Annotated in this window: 12 protein-coding genes; 6 read left to right on the plus strand and 6 right to left on the minus strand. The window is 68.1% G+C overall.

The annotated features are described in order from the left end of the window. The first annotated feature begins 88 nt into the window (after positions 1-88). Complete coding sequence (locus ACGFWI_RS26290; RefSeq protein WP_393908493.1) at positions 89-1,888, plus strand: ABC-F family ATP-binding cassette domain-containing protein; 1,800 nt, start codon at positions 89-91, stop codon at positions 1,886-1,888. 612 nt (positions 1,889-2,500) lie between these two features. On the opposite strand, the gene ACGFWI_RS26295 is transcribed toward ACGFWI_RS26290, so the two are convergent. The 4 genes from ACGFWI_RS26295 to ACGFWI_RS26310 all read right to left on the minus strand — a co-directional run bounded on the left by ACGFWI_RS26295 (position 2,501) and on the right by ACGFWI_RS26310 (position 8,636). Then, positions 2,501-2,746 (minus strand): hypothetical protein, encoded by a 246-nt coding sequence (locus ACGFWI_RS26295; protein WP_393908494.1) that lies wholly within the window; start codon positions 2,744-2,746, stop codon positions 2,501-2,503. Then, the gene (locus ACGFWI_RS26300) at positions 2,739-7,511 is read right to left on the minus strand and encodes a putative T7SS-secreted protein (RefSeq protein WP_393908495.1); all 4,773 of its coding nucleotides are present in this window, start codon (positions 7,509-7,511) and stop codon (positions 2,739-2,741) included. Before ACGFWI_RS26300 ends, ACGFWI_RS26295 begins: the two co-directional genes overlap by 8 nt. 79 nt (positions 7,512-7,590) lie before the next feature. Then, positions 7,591-8,208, minus strand: a complete 618-nt coding sequence (locus ACGFWI_RS26305; protein ID WP_393908496.1) for a hypothetical protein — start codon at positions 8,206-8,208, stop codon at positions 7,591-7,593. Further along, the gene (locus ACGFWI_RS26310; RefSeq protein ID WP_393908497.1) at positions 8,205-8,636 is read right to left on the minus strand and encodes an SseB family protein; all 432 of its coding nucleotides are present in this window, start codon (positions 8,634-8,636) and stop codon (positions 8,205-8,207) included. Before ACGFWI_RS26310 ends, ACGFWI_RS26305 begins: the two co-directional genes overlap by 4 nt. Before the next feature lie 545 nt (positions 8,637-9,181). Between ACGFWI_RS26310 and ACGFWI_RS26315 the strand changes: the two genes are divergently transcribed. After that, positions 9,182-9,904 carry a response regulator transcription factor gene (locus tag ACGFWI_RS26315; protein ID WP_393908498.1) on the plus strand — a complete coding sequence of 241 codons (723 nt, stop codon included), beginning with the start codon at positions 9,182-9,184 and terminating at the stop codon, positions 9,902-9,904. Positions 9,905-9,916: 12 nt separating this feature from the next. On the opposite strand, the gene ACGFWI_RS26320 is transcribed toward ACGFWI_RS26315, so the two are convergent. Beyond that, complete coding sequence (locus ACGFWI_RS26320) at positions 9,917-10,225, minus strand: hypothetical protein (RefSeq protein WP_393908499.1); 309 nt, start codon at positions 10,223-10,225, stop codon at positions 9,917-9,919. Between the two features lie 30 nt (positions 10,226-10,255). After that, positions 10,256-11,926 carry a sodium:solute symporter family protein gene (locus ACGFWI_RS26325; RefSeq protein WP_393908500.1) on the minus strand — a complete coding sequence of 557 codons (1,671 nt, stop codon included), beginning with the start codon at positions 11,924-11,926 and terminating at the stop codon, positions 10,256-10,258. A 268-nt stretch (positions 11,927-12,194) separates the two neighbouring features. On the opposite strand from ACGFWI_RS26325, the gene galT reads away from it, so the two are divergent. The 4 genes from galT (at position 12,195) to ACGFWI_RS26345 (ending at position 16,496) form a co-directional block, all read left to right on the plus strand. After that, positions 12,195-13,289 (plus strand): galactose-1-phosphate uridylyltransferase, encoded by a 1,095-nt coding sequence (galT, locus tag ACGFWI_RS26330; RefSeq protein WP_393908501.1) that lies wholly within the window; start codon positions 12,195-12,197, stop codon positions 13,287-13,289. Further along, the gene (galE, locus tag ACGFWI_RS26335; protein ID WP_393908502.1) at positions 13,286-14,260 is read left to right on the plus strand and encodes a UDP-glucose 4-epimerase GalE; all 975 of its coding nucleotides are present in this window, start codon (positions 13,286-13,288) and stop codon (positions 14,258-14,260) included. Before galT ends, galE begins: the two co-directional genes overlap by 4 nt. Continuing rightward, complete coding sequence (gene galK / locus ACGFWI_RS26340) at positions 14,260-15,456, plus strand: galactokinase (protein WP_393908503.1); 1,197 nt, start codon at positions 14,260-14,262, stop codon at positions 15,454-15,456. Before galE ends, galK begins: the two co-directional genes overlap by 1 nt. Positions 15,457-15,725: 269 nt before the next feature. Next, entirely contained in the window at positions 15,726-16,496 is a 771-nt protein-coding gene (locus tag ACGFWI_RS26345) for a LuxR C-terminal-related transcriptional regulator (RefSeq protein WP_393908504.1), read from the plus strand. The last annotated feature ends 22 nt before the right edge of the window (positions 16,497-16,518 follow it).

Genomic DNA, 16,518 nt, shown 5'->3' on the forward strand with positions numbered 1-16,518 from the left:
GCCGGTTGGGGATCTCCGGCACCGGGCGGGGCCCTTCCCTGCGCCGACTAGGCTGGGAAGGTCGATCGATCTGAAGTGCAGGAGCGGAATGGCCACGAACCTCGTCAATCTGGAAGCCGTCGGCAAGGTGTACGGAACCCGTGCCCTGCTCGACGGTGTCTCGCTCGGCATCAACGAGGGGGACCGGATCGGCGTCGTCGGACGCAACGGGGACGGCAAGACCACCCTGATCCGGATCCTCGCCAAGCTGGAGGACCCGGACAACGGCCGGGTCACCCACAACGGCGGCCTGCGCCTCGGTGTCCTCACCCAGCACGACTCCCTCGACCCGGCCGCCACCATCCGGCACGAGGTCATCGGCGATCTCGCCGACCACGAGTGGGCCGGCAACGCCAAGATCCGCGACGTGCTGACCGGTCTCTTCGGCGATCTGCACCTGCCGGGCTTCACCCAGGGCCTGGACACCGTCATCGGTCCGCTGTCCGGCGGTGAGCGCCGCCGCATCGCGCTCGCCAAGCTGCTGATCGCCGAACAGGACCTGATCGTCCTCGACGAGCCCACCAACCACCTCGACGTCGAGGGCATCTCCTGGCTGGCCGGCCATCTGCGCGCCCGCCGCTCCGCCCTCGTGGTCGTCACCCACGACCGGTGGTTCCTCGACCAGGTCTGTACGCGGATGTGGGACGTCCAGCGCGGCGATGTCCACGAGTACGAGGGCGGCTACAGCGACTACGTCTTCGCACGGGCCGAGCGGGAGCGGATCGCCGCCACCGAAGAGGTCAAGCGGCAGAACCTGATGCGCAAGGAGCTGGCGTGGCTGCGGCGCGGCGCCCCCGCCCGCACCAGCAAGCCCCGCTTCCGCATCGAGGCCGCCAACGAACTGATCGCGGACGTCCCGCCGCCCCGCGACAACGCCGAACTGATGAAGTTCGCCAGCTCGCGGCTGGGCAAGACGGTCTTCGAGCTGGAGGACGTCAGCGTCCAGGCGGGCCCGAAGCTGCTGCTCAAGCATCTCACCTGGCAGCTGGGCCCCGGCGACCGGATCGGCCTGGTCGGCGTCAACGGCGCCGGCAAGACCTCGCTGCTGCGGGCGCTGGCCCAGGCGGCCTGGACGCAGGGCGAGACGCAGCCCGTCGCCGGCCGCGTCGTCGTCGGCAAGACCGTCAAGCTGGCCTACCTCTCCCAGGAGGTCGGCGAACTCCCCCCGACGCTGCGGGTGCTGGAGGCCGTCCAGCAGGTGCGCGAGCGGGTCGACCTGGGCAAGGGCCGGGAGATGACCGCCGGCCAGCTGTGCGAGAAGTTCGGCTTCACCAAGGAGAAGCAGTGGACCCCGGTCGGCGACCTCTCCGGCGGTGAGCGCCGCCGCCTGCAGATCCTGCGCCTCCTCATGGACGAGCCCAACGTCCTCTTCCTCGACGAGCCCACCAACGACCTCGACATCGAGACCCTGACCCAGCTGGAGGACGTGCTCGACAGCTGGCCCGGCTCCCTCATCGTCATCAGCCACGACCGCTACTTCATCGAGCGCACCACCGACCGCGTCCACGCCCTGCTCGGCGACGCCACCCTGCGGATGCTGCCGCGCGGCCTGGACGAGTACCTGGACCGCCGCCGCAAGGTCATCGAGGCCGCGACACCGGTGCCCGCCCAGCAGACCGCGGCCCCCAAGAAGGCCGCCGCCGTCAACCGCGCCGCCCAGAAGGAACTCCAGAAGATCGAGCGCCAGTTGGACAAGCTCGGCGACAAGGAGACCAAGCTCCACACCCAGATCGCCGAAAACGCCACGGACTTCGAAAAGGTCGCCGGCCTGGACGCCCAGCTCCGCGAACTGAGCACGGAGAAGGACGAGCTGGAGATGCGGTGGCTGGAGTTGGCGGAGGAGGCGTAGGGAAAGGGGCGGGTCCTGCTGTCGGTTCTCAGGGCCGGGATGGGGGATGAAGTACGCGCCGGGGCCGGTCATGGAACCGGCTCCGGACCCGTTTCCGTTAGGTCGATCGCGTGATTTTGTGTTCCGTTTGAGCTACTGGGGCCAGACTCCGGTGATCCCAGGTGAGCGTGCGGCCTCGGGTGAGTTGAGGGCGCGAGTTATTTGTTCATTTGCGGAGAAACCATCCCAGGTGAAGTCTGTTTGTTCTGTGACCGTTTGGCGGTCCTGCGCCAGGCGTGTACGCCCTCCAGCGGGTGGGCGTCCGCGCCGGTGACGGAGTCCAGCCAGGCGGAGCCTCCGGGCCGAGCGGGTTCAGCAGTTCGGCGTCGAGCGCGGTGGGGTAGCGCAGGGCCGCGGCGATGGTGACCGCGTGACTCGCCTGGGCTTTGGCCAGGGAATGGTCCAGCAGGAGACCTTACAGCGGACGGTGGAGCACGACTAGTCGGGTCAGGAGAGCTGCGGGTACCTCGGACGAAATCCCAATGCCCGAGGTACCTGTCCGTACTTCCACGAGGGGGTGGTCCGCGGACGCCCGAGTCCGCAACTCTCCAGAGTGAGTGCAAGGACGTAGGTTCAGTCTCTGCGCGGTGATTCGACATCAGTGGATTCACTCGGGATGCCATCGAATACGCCAATCCCGGCATCCTGCATCTTTGCTACTACAGCTGCGTGCAGGCCGTCATCGTCGATGAGCAACGCTTGCCGGTTGGATCGGTTGAAGATCACCGGCACGACAGTCCTGGGTGTTTTCACGAGGATCCAATCGTTCCGTTCCGTAGTCCAAAGGTAGCTAAATGATTCCATGTGCGTCTCATTCATTTTTCATCCAATGATAGAAGGGGCCGCTTCCATAGGGTATCCCCTTACCGCTTCCCACGGGAATTACCTCGGAGGTGCGCTGGGGCGATCCTATGTCCTCGAGAAATCCCATGAGTGCCCTGTCGGGATCACTGGGCCGTGCACTGCCACGCGGGTGTGTATGGTTGATGAACATGCGGTCCGCCTCTATCGGGATTCGCACGGACGCCTTTTCCCCTGAGTGTAGGAAATATTGCCCACCCCCGCCGTTCACCCCAGGGCCATATTTGTACGTTACAGCAAATTCGACACCGTGCTTAGCGGTTATATTCTCCATTTCCTGAATCGTTGGCCGCCGAGGTATGTCCACTCCATTACTTCCCGGAAGGCCCTCGCCAGGGCGGGAGCCGTACAAAAGGCGTTGTATTGGGCATGGGGTGAGCCCCAAGGGGTCGATTTGCGTATAAGGATTGCCGACGTAGGTGGCGGGGTTGGGTGCTGGATCGAGCCCGAGAGGATCGGAAGCGGTGTAGCGTGCGATTTCGGGGTCGTAGTGGCGGTGGAAGTTGTAGTGGAGTTCGGTTTCAGGGTCGAAGTATTGGCCGGGGAATCGGAGTGGGGTATACGCGGTGCTGGTGCGAGTCCATGTCGTACTGCCCCAGAGAGCGGTGCGTGTGCGCCAGGCTATGCCACCGGATTCATCGATAAGTTCGGTTGGGGTTCCGACGAGGTCCGTGACTATAGCGAAGAACCGCTGATCAACTTCCTGCTGAGGGGCGTCGGCGCGAGCTTTGCGTTCGGTTTGAACGATGGGGATTAGACCGTCATGGTCCCAGGTGAGCGTGATGGGATTCTCGGAGCCGGATGTGCTGGTGATCTGTTCGGCGAGGTTGGTGCCGTCCCAGGTAAAGTCGACCTGCTCCAGGACTGATCCATCAGCTCCGATTTTTTGCTTCGAGATGCGGCGGTCGAGGGCATCGTAGACGTAGCGCCAAATCTGGCCGTCGGGGGTGGTCGCACTGGTGAGGCGGTCTCCCGCGTCCCAGGTGTAGCGCCAGGTATCGGGCTTGCGGGACAGTCGGGTCTTCTGACGGAGGATAATACGGCCTTGGGCATCATGTTCGTAGCGGACCTGGCCGGCGCCGGATATTTGAGTTCCTGTGTACGTACGGGGCCCGCGCGCCTCTGAGCCTGGGTGACTTTCGGGCCAATTGGCTTCGGTCTGATTTCCGGCCTCGTCGTAGACGTAAATCTCCTTCCAGCCCTTCGCCTCGACGGCCGTGACGCGGCCTGCTGCGTCAAGGGCGAAGGTGCGTGGGCCGTTGAGGTGGTCGTCTATGCCGACGAGGTTGCCGTCTGGCCGGTATGTGTAATGGCGGCGCTGGATGGTGCGGGATTCTGCACCCGTCAGGGATTGTCCAGTCAGCCGTCCAGTAGGGTCCCAGGTGTTCGCAAGGGTAAGTATTTCGCCGAACTGGCGGCTTACTTCACGCCCTGCTGCGTTGTGTTCAAAGTGGAGGGTTTGGCCCGAAGCAGCGAGGGCTGTGCGATTCCCTGCGGCGTCATAGGTCCAGGTGCTGGTGGCGCCGGTGGAGGTGGTGCGGCCCGTGCGGCGGCCGAGGGCGTCGTAGGTATACGACGTGGTCCGGCCGTTCACAGTTTCGGTGGCGATGCGGCCCAGACGGTCGCGCTGATACGTCAGCGATGCGTCGGAGCTTGTCGCCTGAATGAGGCGGCCTGCCGTGTCGTGCTGGTATGTGGTGATCTGGCCGTCGGCGTTCTTCTCTACGATTCGGCCGAGCAAGTCTTGGATGTAGGTGGTTGTTTGCCCAAGGGCGTTGGTGCGGGCTTTGAGCTGTCCAGCAGCGTTGTGGGTGTAGGTGAGGGTGCGGTTATCGAAGTCTGTCTCGGATACGAGGCGCCCGGCCGGGTCGTACGCGTAATTCCATGTCAGATTCTGGGGGTTGGTGACCTGGGTGAGACGTAGTTCGGTGTCATGGGTGAACTCGTGGCGGACGCCGTCCGGTCCGGTCTGGGCAGCCAAGAGGTCGAAGTGGGTGTACTCGTACCTCGTGATGCCCCCGACCGCATCAGTGTGCGCAGTGCAGTTGCCCTCGCCGTCGTAGATCCACTCCTCGATGGCACCGGATGCGTCGATGCAGGCGGCGAGTTTCCCTTCGACGGTCCACACCATGTGGGTAGTTTCGCCGAGGGGGTCGGTGACGGAGGTGGTGCGGCCGAAGGCGTCGCGGCGGTAGTGGGTGGTGGCGCCCAGTGGATCGGTGACGCTAAGAGGTAGACCGGCCTCGTTGCAGTAGAGGTGTGTGGTGTTGCCGAGGGCGTCGGTGACTGAGGAGACGTGGCCGCGGGCGTCGTGGGTGTAGGTCGTGGTGGCGCCGGTGGGGTCGGTGGTGGAGGTGCGGTTGCCGTTGGCGTCGTAGGTGTGGGTCCAGGTGGTGCCGTCCGGGCCGGTGGTGGTCAGGGGCAGGCGGAGGTCGTTGTAGCTGGTGGCGGCGGTGGAGCCGTCGGGGAGAGCGACGACGGTAGGGCGGCCCTCGTCGTCGTAGGTGAAGTGGGTGGTACGGCCCAACGGGTCGGTGGTGGACAGGACTCGGTGTTTGGTATCGCGGACGGTGCGGGTGGTGGATCCGGTGGGGTCGGTCTCCGTGACGATCTGGTGGCGTTCGTTGACCAGGTAGGTGGTGACCTGCCCCAGTGAGTTGCGGTGACGGTTGGTGCGCAGGCCCGTTACGGGGTCGGGGTCACCCCACGCGAAGTGGCCGCGCATGTGGCCCTCTTCACCGCTCTGCCAGATGCAGCGGTCCTGATCGTCGTAAGTGTAGGAGTAGCTGGTGTCGTTGGTGTCGGTCCAGGACGTGATCCGACCGTGGTCGTCGTAGGTGAAGCGGAGCGGAAGGCCCGAGGAGTTGGTGGTGGTGGTGAGGTTGCCGGCGTCGTCGTAGCCGTAGGTCATCAGCAACTGATCGGTGCCGTCGGGGGCTGCGCCGGCGAGGTGGAGGGCGGTGACGCGGCCTTCGTCGGTGGTGAGCAGGAGGCGGTAGCCGGCGCTGTGGGTGATGGCGGTGGGGGTGCCGTCTTCGGTGTAGTCGAAGGTGTGGTGGTTGCCGCGGCGGTCCGATATCTCGTCGAGGACGGCGAGGTCTTCGGTGTAGGTGGTGAAGTAGCGGCGGGTGCCGGTGACCGGGTCGGTGAGGAGGTAGTCGCCGTCCGGGGTGCGCTCCAGGGGATGGCCGTCGCCCTCGGTGGGGAGGGTGGGCACGCCTACGGCCGGGTGCGGGTAGAGGAGGAAGTTGCCCTCCTCGCCGATGAGGATGACGCCCTCGGCGTCGATTTCCAGCCGCTGGTCGACGGTGCTCATCCACGTCGGGCCGAACCAGCGGCCGGTGCGGTAGGACGACTCGAAGGTGCGGGCGAAGGCAAGAGGGAGGCTGCCGGGGAGGGTGATGTCGGTCTGCGGCAGGATCATCCGGCCAGTGGCTGAGTCGACCGGGTCGCCGCAATCCGGTCTTTCCCAGAGTTTGCGGGCCCGGTCCAGGATGGTGCGCTTGCCGCCGTCCTTGACCGCCGTCCGCGCAGCCCCCTTGGCCGCGTCCTTGGCCCCCGCCTTCACGATGCCCCTGCCGATGGCGCCGGCGCCCTTGCCTCCGATGGCGTTGGCGATGACTTTCCCGAGCGCATCACCCGGGTCGCTGCCCCAGCCCTCGCCGATCATGCCCTTGGCCAGACGGCCGGGGTGGGCGGCGGAACTGGCCAGGCCCAGACCGGTTTTGGCGACGTTGGCCAGGTACATATGGGGATGGGCCATGTTGTATGGCTCCATCGGGTTCAGAGTGCGGGCCAGATTGACCGTTTCGACGAAGCCCTTGCCCACACCACCGACGACGTGCATCAGGTTCATGCCGCCGGCCGCGATGCCGTCAACGGTGTCGAGGGACGCCTCAGTGGTGAACTTCGGTGCCTGTGGGGCGTGTTCCAGGGCGCCCTTGAGAGCGTGCTGCGCCTTGGCGGCCGCTTCGTTGCGCTGGCTGCGGGCGTTCTTGAGGATTTCCTGCGCCGCCTCGCGGCCGTGGTCGCCCGGGTCGTCGAAGTCGCCGGGCTCGTCGGGCTTGGGCCCGGGGTCGGAACCCTGGTCCCGCGCGGCGTTGTAGGCGTCGGCCTTCGCGGTGTATGTATCGACCTTGTGGCGGTAGGCGTCGTACGCCTCCTTGCTCTTGTCCTCGGCCGCCTGCCATGCGTCGATGGCCGCCTGGGCCTTCTTCTGGGCCCAGGAGACCGTCTCGGCGTAGGAATCGAGGGCCTTCCACGCCGACTCACAGGCGTCCGCGGTGCGCATCCACTGTTTGGGGTGCACGTCGAACTTCTCGTGGAAGCTGTCGGCGGCCTTTCCCTTCCAGGATCCGGCGTCCAGTTTGCGGATTCCCTGGCCGACGCGTTCGAAGGCCGCGTAGAAGTCCTTCAGGTGCGCGGCGGATTCATTGATCTTCGCGACGTCGCCGTGGATCAGCTCCTTGGGGTCGTCACTCTCGCCCAACTGCCGCTCATCGACCTGCGCGCCCAGCGCATCGGCGACGTCGTCACCGGCCGAGCGGACGGTCTTGGCCGCGGCGTCCGCACCGACGTAGTCGAGAGCGTCGGCGGTTTTGTCCGTGGCGTAGTCGACCGCCTCGCCGGCCGCTTCCTTTACGCCATCGACGGCGCCGCCGACCGTATCGGCCGCGGAATTGATGCCGTCCTTGACGTCCCCGAGAATGTCGCCGAGGCCCATCGGTTCTTAACCCCCAGTGGTGCTGTGCAGCAGCTGATGCACAGCAGTCGATGTGCAGTAGTGGTTGTGCAGCGGAGACTCAGGATCCGTCGTGGTCGTCGGCCTGCGCCTGGCCGGCACGGGGCATCTTCAGTGGCCGCAAGGCCCAGTTGTGGTCCACATCGCCCGCCCACTTGGACGTCGAGAAGTCCTTGCCCGTCTGGTCCGCCGCTTGCCCGACTTCCTGAAATGCCTTGCGGGAATCGGTCGAGGTGGGGTCCCAGTCCGCGTCCTTGAACTGGGTGATCGCGTTGTCGTCGCGGACTTGCTCCCACGTTCGGTGCTTCAGCTTTTCCTCCGTCATCGTCGGGTCACCCATCAGCAAGGCATTCGCCCCGACCTTCAACGTCGTCGAAACGTACTGCTCCTGCTCGTGATAAAGCCCGGCCGTCAAATCAAGACGGCGCGCGAATTCGTTGGCTTCGTGGATGAGCAGGCGAACGCCCCAGCCCCAGCGTTCGCAGAACGAATCGAATACGGAACTCACATCGGCATGCCCGGCCTCCATGCCGGAGAGGGTCAGCTTGTCGAATCCCTGGCCGAGTTGGGCGCTGGTGTCGAAGCCCATCTCTTTCAGTTCCGCGATCGAGTCGTGGATGCCCTTGGTGACCTGCTTCAGGGCAGCCGGGTCGAGCTCGTAGCCCTCGGCGGATGTCATGCCGCACCCCCGGCCGTGGGTGCACCGGGCCGGCCTCCGGCCTCACCCGGCTCGGTGAGGTCGACCGACACGGAGTCCGGGACGATGCCGCTGACCGGCGGAAACACCATCGTCTGTGCGCTGCCCGCGTCCAGCACCACGCCCGCCGGTCCCTCGATGGCGGGGATGACGACGTCCAGGAGCCGCGCACCGACCGCGCGGACGTAGGGCAGCTCGACCTCGGGGCCGGCGCCTCGGGCCACGGCGAAGCGGGCCAGTTCCTGCTCGTCGGAGAAGGCGTACAACCAACGGATACCGGTCAACTCGGCTGACATGAGTGAGTCATTGACAATCGGGACCAATACCGACGTCCGGCGCAACTCACCCACCAGTGCGGCTGGATTCGGATGTCCTGCGTGAGCTGCCGCTACTTCGTCGGCCAATGACATGACGGATCGATCCCTCCCCCGATTTCCCCTCAACTACCGAACCTACTTTCGCATACGGCACTGACAGTGCCGGCAAAGGCACTTCGGCGAAAAACCGGACGCTGGTTCTTTTTGACTTCAACAAGGTTGAGTGGAGTTCGAAGAGCGGCATGGCGGCGGACGCGCCTGGTGTGCGGTCGGTCCTGCTCGCTATTGGATTGCCTCAGGGCTGCTTGTCGCCCTCAACTCTCCAAGGAAACAACCGCTTTCCGCCGATACGTCGTCCTGTGCGCTACCCACCTGCAGGGCACGGTGCGTGAACGTCCCGCAGGCGCCGGGAAAACACCCGGCGCACCGGACTTGCACCCGGCTCTGCGCCACGCCCTGTGAGCCCGGCCCAGGCCTTCGTAACAGCGGCAACCAGCCCAGATTGGCCGGGATTCCAGCATTCCGGGGGCTTCTTCCCGGTAGGGGGCGCGGTATCGCAGCCGAGCGTGTAGCTTCCCGGGGACGAGCGGCCCGGCAGGGGGTCGCGCCGGGCCCGCCGGGGTGGAGGGGGTTGCTCGATGGGCGTGCGGCTCATGGTGGTGGACGATCATCGTCTGCTCGCGGAGGCGCTCGCCTCGGCGTTGAAGCTGCGCGGGCACCGTGTCCTGGCGGCGGCCGCGCCGAGCGCCGGGGCCGCTGAGCTGGTGGTGAGCCGGGCGCCCGAGGTGTGCCTGCTGGGGACCGCCGCGCCGGCCCGGCCGGGCGCCTTCGACCCGATCGTGCGGATCAAGAAGGAGCGGCCGCAGGTCGCGGTGGTGGTGCTGGGGCCGGTCCCCAGCCCGCGCGGTCTCGCCGCCGCCTTCGCGGCCGGGGCCTCCGGGTACGTCCGTAACGATGAGCGGATTGAGGGTGTGGAGCGCGCCATGATGAAGGCGCGGGCGGGGGAGTCGGCGGTCTCGCCGCAGTTGTTGCAGCAGGCCTTCGAGGAGCTGCTGCACCCCGCGGCGCAGCCGGACGACGAGGGGGCGCGGCTGCTGGAGCTGCTCACCCCGCGCGAGGTCGAGGTGCTGATGCGGGTCGCGGACGGCGAGGACACCCGGCTGATCGCGGCGGGGATGGACATCGCGCCGAGTACGGCGCGTACGCATGTCCAGCGGGTGCTGATGAAGCTGGAGGTGGGGTCACGGCTGGAGGCCGCGGCCCTGGCGGCGCGCACCGGGCTGCTGGACCGGGCGGCGGGCGGCCGTGCCGCGCGCGCCGCGGCGGCCGGTCCGGACGAGCCGGTCCCGCCACCGCTCTGAACAGCGCTCCGCTCAGCCCTCGGCGGGCCCGTCCTCCATCCCGGCCTGCAGTTCCTCGGCCGTCGGCGGGACGGCCGGCCGCAGCTTCAGCCAGATGAGGAAGAACAGCCCGAGGGCGAGCATGCCCACGCCCGTCCACAGGTTGATGTTGATGTCCTGGGCCTTCTTGAGGTCCGCGTCCGAGGCCGTCAGACCGGCGATGGTGACGATCACCCCGTAGACGACGAACAGGCCGCCGATGATGCGCCGTACGTCGAAGAGTCGCGCGGCGGTCGCGGACTCGCGTTCCAGCTCCTCGACCTCGTGCTGGTAGTCACTCATGGTGCGTCAACTCCGCTGGTTCAGGCAGGTTCAGAAGGAGAACGGGACGTAGCAGATGGCGGCGAGGACGATCGCACCCCAGCCCAGCAGGGCCGGCTTGCGGTACCAGGCGTCGTCGCCCTCGGCCGGCAGTTCCTCCATGCCGGGGGACCGGGACCCGTAGACCAGGCCCGCCAGCGACGCGGCCGGCTTGGGCTTGGTGATCAGGGTGACGATCAGCATCACCAGCGCGCCGACGACGAACGCCACGATCGAGGAGACGAAGTTGGCGCCCTGCTCGGAGGGGATCGCGATGATGCCCTGCTTGTAGAGCCAGAAGTAGTTGACCATCGCGGCGACCGTGCCGGACAGCAGACCCCAGAACCCGGCGGCGGCGCTGGTCCGCTTCCAGAACATGCCGATGATGAAGACGACGAACAGGGGCACGTTGAAGAAGGAGAAGAGCGTCTGCAGGTAGTTCATGATGTTGCTGAAGGATGAGGCGATGAAGGCGGTGCCCATACCGATCAGCACGCCGACGGCGGTGACCACGCGCCCCGTCTTGAGGTAATACGCGTCCTCGCGGCCCTTCTTGAGGTACGCGCCCCAGATGTCGTTGGTGAAGACCGTGTTGAACGACGACACGTTGGCGGCCATACCGGCCATGAAGGCGGCGAGCAGACCGGTCACCGCGATGCCCAGCACACCGTTGGGCAGCAGGTCCCGCATCAGCACCGGGATCGCGTCGTTGTACTGCAGCCCGTCCTTGGACTTGCCCAGCGTCGGCTCCATGACCAGCGCGATCAGGCCGGGGACGACCACCACCAGCGGGATGAAGATCTTGGGGAAGGCGGCGATCAGCGGGGTGCGCTTGGCGGCGGAGAGGTTCTTCGCGGACAGCGCGCGCTGCACCTCGGCGAAGTTGGTGGTCCAGTAGCCGAAGCTCATCACGAAGCCGAGGCCCAGGACGATGGTGAGCCAGTTCGCGCCGAGCGGGTTGGCCTCGCCGATGCCGGTGCCCTTCCAGGCGGTCAGGAACGCGTCCCCGTGCGAGGAGTTGAGCGAGCTGGTCAGGCCGTCCCAGCCGCCGACGCGCTTGAGGCCGACGATGGTCAGCGGGATCAGCGCGGCGAGGATGACGAAGAACTGCAGCACCTCGTTGTAGATCGCCGAGGACAGGCCGCCGATGGTGATGTACGCCAGGACGAAGACGCCGGCGATGACGATCGCGACCCACTGCGGCCAGCCGAGCAGCGCCTGCAGCACGATCGCCATGGCGTAGAGGTTCACGCCGGCGATCAGCACGGAGGAGACGGCGAAGATGACCGAGGAGAGGAGGTGGGAGGAGGGGCCGAAGCGGTGCAGCAGGAATTCGGGCACCGAGCGGACCTTGGAGCCGTAGTAGAACGGCATCATCACCAGGCCCAGGAAGACCATCGCCGGGATGGCGCCGATCCAGTACCAGTGCACGGTGTAGGCCCCGTACTGCGCACCGTTGGCGGCCATCCCGAGGATCTCGGTGGCGCCGAGGTTGGCGGCGACGAAGGCGAGGCCGGTGACCCAGGCAGGCAGGGACCGCCCGGAGAGGAAGAAGTCCAGGCTCGTCTTCACGCTGCGTTTGGCCGCGAATCCGATGCCGAGGACGACGACGAAGTAGATGGCCAGGATCGTGTAATCGAGCCCGTTGGTGGGGAGCCGTAGCCCCTCGGCCAGGGTGATCATGGGCGACTCATTTCGCGGGGGTCCGGGAGCGCGGCCCCCGGAGGACACATCTTTGTGCGATCGGAACGCACAAAAAGCTACGCGCGGTCTTCGGGAAACTGAATACTTTTGTTTGGTTCAGTTGCGCTTTCGTGATCGGGGTGGCCGGTATGTCGGTAATGCCCGCCCGGAGTTCGTCAAGAGACCGCCCTCGGCCCCGGCGTTGACGCATCTGTTTAGTTGTGCTTCATTGTGTTTGTTTGTGTTTGGTCGGAGGTGAGGAGCTCCCGTGAAGAAGACGTCGACCCGGCTGGCGGACGGCCGGGAGCTCATCTACTACGACTCGCGGGACGACGTCGTACGCGATGCGGTCGACCGGCGCCCCCTCGACCCCGTGGCCACCGCCTCCGAGATCCGCCACGACCGGCTCCTCGGCGACTCCGTCGCCATCGCCTCGCACCGCCAGGCCCGCACCTACCACCCCCCGGCCGACGAGTGCCCGCTGTGCCCCTCCCGTGACGGGCGGTGCTCCGAGATTCCCGCCGCCGACTACGACGTCGCCGTCTTCGAGAACCGCTTCCCGTCCCTCGCCGGCGACAGCGGCCGCTGCGAGGTCGTCTGCTTCACCTCCGACCACGACGCCTCCTTCGCCGACCTCACCGAGGAGCAGGCCGCCCTGGTCCTGGAAGCGTGGACCGACCGGACCGCGGAGCTGTCCCAGCTCCCCGGCGTGGAGCAGGTCTTCTGCTTCGAGAACCGCGGTGCCGAGATCGGCGTCACCCTGGGCCATCCGCACGGCCAGATCTACGCGTACCCCTTCGTCACCCCGCGCACCGCGCGCATGCTCACCTCGCTCGCGGAGCACCGCGCGGCCAACGGAGGAGGCAACCTCTTCGACGAGGTGGTCGCCGACGAGCTGGCCGACGGCCGCCGGGTCGTCCTCGAAGGCGAGCACTGGGTGGCCTTCGTCCCGTACGCCGCCCACTGGCCCTACGAGGTGCACCTCTACCCCAAACGCCGGGTCCCCGACCTGCTCGCCCTCGACGATGCCGCGCGCACAGAATTCTCACAGATCTATCTGGAAGTCTTGCGGCGCTTCGACCGGATTTTCGGTGGGTGGGGTGACGGGAAGGAAGAGGGCGGCGTCCGCGGTCCCCGGGCGGCCGGCGCCGCCCGTACGCCGTACATCGCGGCCTGGCACCAGGCGCCGCTGCGCGCCGAGCACCGGGATGATTTCGCGCTGCACCTCGAGCTTTTCACCATTCGCCGCACTTCCGGCAAGCTGAAGTTCCTCGCGGGTTCCGAATCCGGCATGAACGTGTTCATCAATGATGTGCCGCCGGAGGCCGCGGCCGAGCGACTGCGAGAGGTAGCGAGCGAGTGAGCAAGAAGTACCTGGTCACAGGCGGTGCGGGATATGTCGGCAGCGTCGTTGCGGCGCATCTGCTGCAAGCCGGTCACGAGGTGGCCGTGCTGGACGACCTGTCCACCGGCCACCGCGAGGGCATCCCCGCCGGTGCCCACTTCATCGAGGGCCGCATCCAGGACGCGGCGAAGTGGCTCGACCCCTCCTACGACGCGGTGCTGCACTTCGCCGCCTTCTCCCAGGTCGGCGAGTCCGTCGTGGACCCCGAGAAGTACTGGCGCAACAACGTCGGCGGCACCATGGACCTGCTCGCCGCGATGCGCGACGCCGGCGTCCGTACCCTCGTCTTCTCCTCCACCGCCGCCACCTACGGCGAGCCGAGGTCCACCCCGATCACCGAGTCCGCCGAGACCGCGCCCACCAGCCCGTACGGTGCCAGCAAGCTCGCCGTCGACCACATGATCAGCGGTGAGGCCGCGGCCCACGGCCTGGCCGCCGTCTCGCTGCGCTACTTCAATGTCGCCGGCGCCTACGGCAGCTGCGGCGAGCGCCACGACCCCGAGTCGCACCTCATCCCGCTCGTCCTCCAGGTCGCCCAGGGCAAGCGCGAGGCGATCTCCGTCTTCGGCGAGGACTACCCCACCCCCGACGGCACCTGCGTACGCGACTACATCCACGTCGCCGACCTCGCCGAGGCCCACCTCCTCGCCCTGGACGCCGCCACCGCGGGCGAGCATCTGATCTGCAACCTCGGCAACGGCAACGGCTTCTCCGTCCGCGAGGTCATCGAGACCGTCCGCAAGGTCACCGGGCACCCGATCCCCGAGATCACCGCGCCGCGCCGCGGCGGCGACCCCGCCGTGCTGGTGGCCTCCGCCCGGACCGCCGTCGACCGCCTCGGCTGGCGGCCCAGCCGCGCCGACCTCGCCGGAATCGTCGCCGACGCCTGGCAGTTCGCGCAGCACCTCGACCGGACAAAGGAGTCCTGATGACCGCTCACGGAGCCGCCACCCCGACCACCGAGCGCCCGCACAGCGCTCAGCACACCGCGGAGGAATTCGCCGCGGTGTACGGCGCCGCCCCCACGGGCACCTGGGCGGCGCCCGGCCGGGTCAACCTGATCGGTGAACACACCGATTACAACGACGGTTTCGTGATGCCGCTGGCCCTCCCGCACACCACCCTCGCCGCCGCCTCGGCCCGCACCGACGGGGTGCTGCGGCTGCACTCCGGCGGCGCCGACGGCGGCATCGCCGAACTGCGCATCGACGAGCTGCGGCCGGCTCCCCAGGGTGGCTGGGCCGCCTACCCGGCCGGTGTCGTCTGGGCGATGCGGGAGGCCGGGCTGCCCGTCGGCGGCGCGGATCTGCACTACGACAGCACGGTGCCGACCGGCGCCGGACTCTCCTCCTCCGCCGCCCTGGAGATCGTCACCGCGCTGGCCCTGAACGACCTGTATGCGCTCGGCCAGGAGCCGCAGCGGCTGGCCCAGCTCGCCCAGCGGGCCGAGAACGCCTTCGTCGGCGTGCCCTGCGGGATCATGGACCAGACCGCCGCGGCCTGCTGCACCGAGGGCCATGCCCTCTTCCTCGACACCCGCGACCTCACCCGGCGTCAGATCCCGTTCGACCTGGCGGGGGAGGGGCTGCGGCTCCTCGTCGTCGACACCCGGGTGAAGCATGAGCTGGGCGACGGCGCATACGCCGAGCGGCGCGCCGGTTGTGAGCGCGGCGCGCGGGCGCTCGGTGTGCGAGCCCTGCGCGATGTGCCGTACGCGCATCTGCCCGAGTCCCTGGCCAAGTTGGCCGACGAGCCCGCCGACCAGGCCCTCGTCCGGCACATCGTCACCGAGAACCACCGCGTCGAAGAGGTCATCGCCCGCCTCGACGCGGGCCGCACCCGCGCCATCGGCCCGCTGCTGACGGCCGGCCACGCCTCGCTCCGCGACGACTTCAAGATCTCCTGCCGGGAGCTCGACCTCGCCGTCGACACCGCCAACGCGGCGGGCGCCCTCGGGGCCCGGATGACCGGCGGCGGCTTCGGCGGCTCGGCGATCGTGCTCGTCGAGGAGGCCGACGCCCCGGCCGTCGCCGCCGCCGTCACCGACGCCTTCGCGGCGGCCGGCCATGCCGCCCCGCGGATCTTCGAGGCCGTCCCGAGCGCGGGAGCACACCGCATCGAGTAGGGCGTGCCGGGCGGCGCGCGGCCACCGGACGGGCGCCGAACGGCCCGGGTGGAGGGGCAGTTTCGCCAATCACCTCCCCTTGCCGCAACCCGTCCGTACGCTGGGATCCTGCACCGGTGGGGGCCGGTGCCGATCAGGGGGCGAGACCGTTCGGGTACGGCGCCCGGGGTGGGGTAGTCATGTGGCACGGCGGCGGCCGTGCGGCTGAGGCGATCTTCAATCCGGGCGTCGTGCCCGCTATGGTCCGTTCACCGAGACAGGGGGTCTCTGTGCAACGCATCCGGGTTCTGGTGGTCGACGACCACCGCATCTTCGCCGAATCCCTGGCGGCCGCGCTCGCCGCGGAACAGGACGTGGACGTCGCGGCCGCGGGCAGCGCTCCCGCGGCGCTGCGCAATCTGGACCGGGCGGTCACCGACGGCCGCCGCTTCGACGTGCTGCTCGCGGACGCCGACCTCGCCGCGCCGCTGCTCGCGGTGCCCGCGCAGGGCGCGGCCCGCGACGCGGTGCCGCGCGCCGTCCCGCGGGACGGCATCGCGCTGGTCTCCGGCCTGCGCACCAGCCATCCGTATCTGCGCACCGTCGTCCTCGCCGATCGGGACGACCCGCGCCGCGCGGCCGCCGCGCTGCAGGCCGGCGCCTCCGGCTGGGTGGCCAAGGACTGCTCGCTCTCCCGGCTGCTCGCCGTCATCCGCGGGGTCCTCCGCGACGAGACGCATCTGCCGCCCGCGCTGCTGACCGGTGTGCTGCGGGAGCTGACGGCGGCCCGCAAGCACCGCTCCGAGAGCGAGCGGCTGGTGGAGTCGCTGACCCCGCGCGAGCGCGAGGTGCTGCGCTGCATGGTGGCGGGCCTGGGCCGCAAGGCGGTTGCCGAGCGGCTGTTCCTCTCCCCGCACACGGTCCGTACGCATATGCAGAACGTGCTAGGCAAGCTCGGGGTGCACTCCACCCTCGCGGCGGTCGCGCTGGCCCGCCGGGCCGGGGTCGGCCCGGTCGAACTGGAGGCGGCGGCCGCGGCGGCCTCGGTGCCGGTGCCGTGAGGCGCTGAGGGCCGGGTGGCCC

Origin of the sequence: Streptomyces sp. NPDC048434 (assembly GCF_043200375.1) — a bacterium.
Lineage (GTDB): Bacteria > Actinomycetota > Actinomycetes > Streptomycetales > Streptomycetaceae > Streptomyces.

Coding starts and splice junctions, on each gene's coding strand:
- ACGFWI_RS26290 (WP_393908493.1), top strand. CDS start 89: ATGGCCACGAACCTCGTCAATCTGGAAGCCGTCGGCAAGGTGTACGGA.
- ACGFWI_RS26310 (WP_393908497.1), bottom strand. CDS start 8,636: ATGTCATTGGCCGACGAAGTAGCGGCAGCTCACGCAGGACATCCGAAT.
- ACGFWI_RS26325 (WP_393908500.1), bottom strand. CDS start 11,926: ATGATCACCCTGGCCGAGGGGCTACGGCTCCCCACCAACGGGCTCGAT.
- ACGFWI_RS26315 (WP_393908498.1), top strand. CDS start 9,182: ATGGGCGTGCGGCTCATGGTGGTGGACGATCATCGTCTGCTCGCGGAG.
- ACGFWI_RS26305 (WP_393908496.1), bottom strand. CDS start 8,208: ATGACATCCGCCGAGGGCTACGAGCTCGACCCGGCTGCCCTGAAGCAG.
- ACGFWI_RS26320 (WP_393908499.1), bottom strand. CDS start 10,225: ATGAGTGACTACCAGCACGAGGTCGAGGAGCTGGAACGCGAGTCCGCG.
- ACGFWI_RS26300 (WP_393908495.1), bottom strand. CDS start 7,511: ATGGGCCTCGGCGACATTCTCGGGGACGTCAAGGACGGCATCAATTCC.
- galK (WP_393908503.1), top strand. CDS start 14,260: ATGACCGCTCACGGAGCCGCCACCCCGACCACCGAGCGCCCGCACAGC.
- ACGFWI_RS26295 (WP_393908494.1), bottom strand. CDS start 2,746: ATGAATGAGACGCACATGGAATCATTTAGCTACCTTTGGACTACGGAA.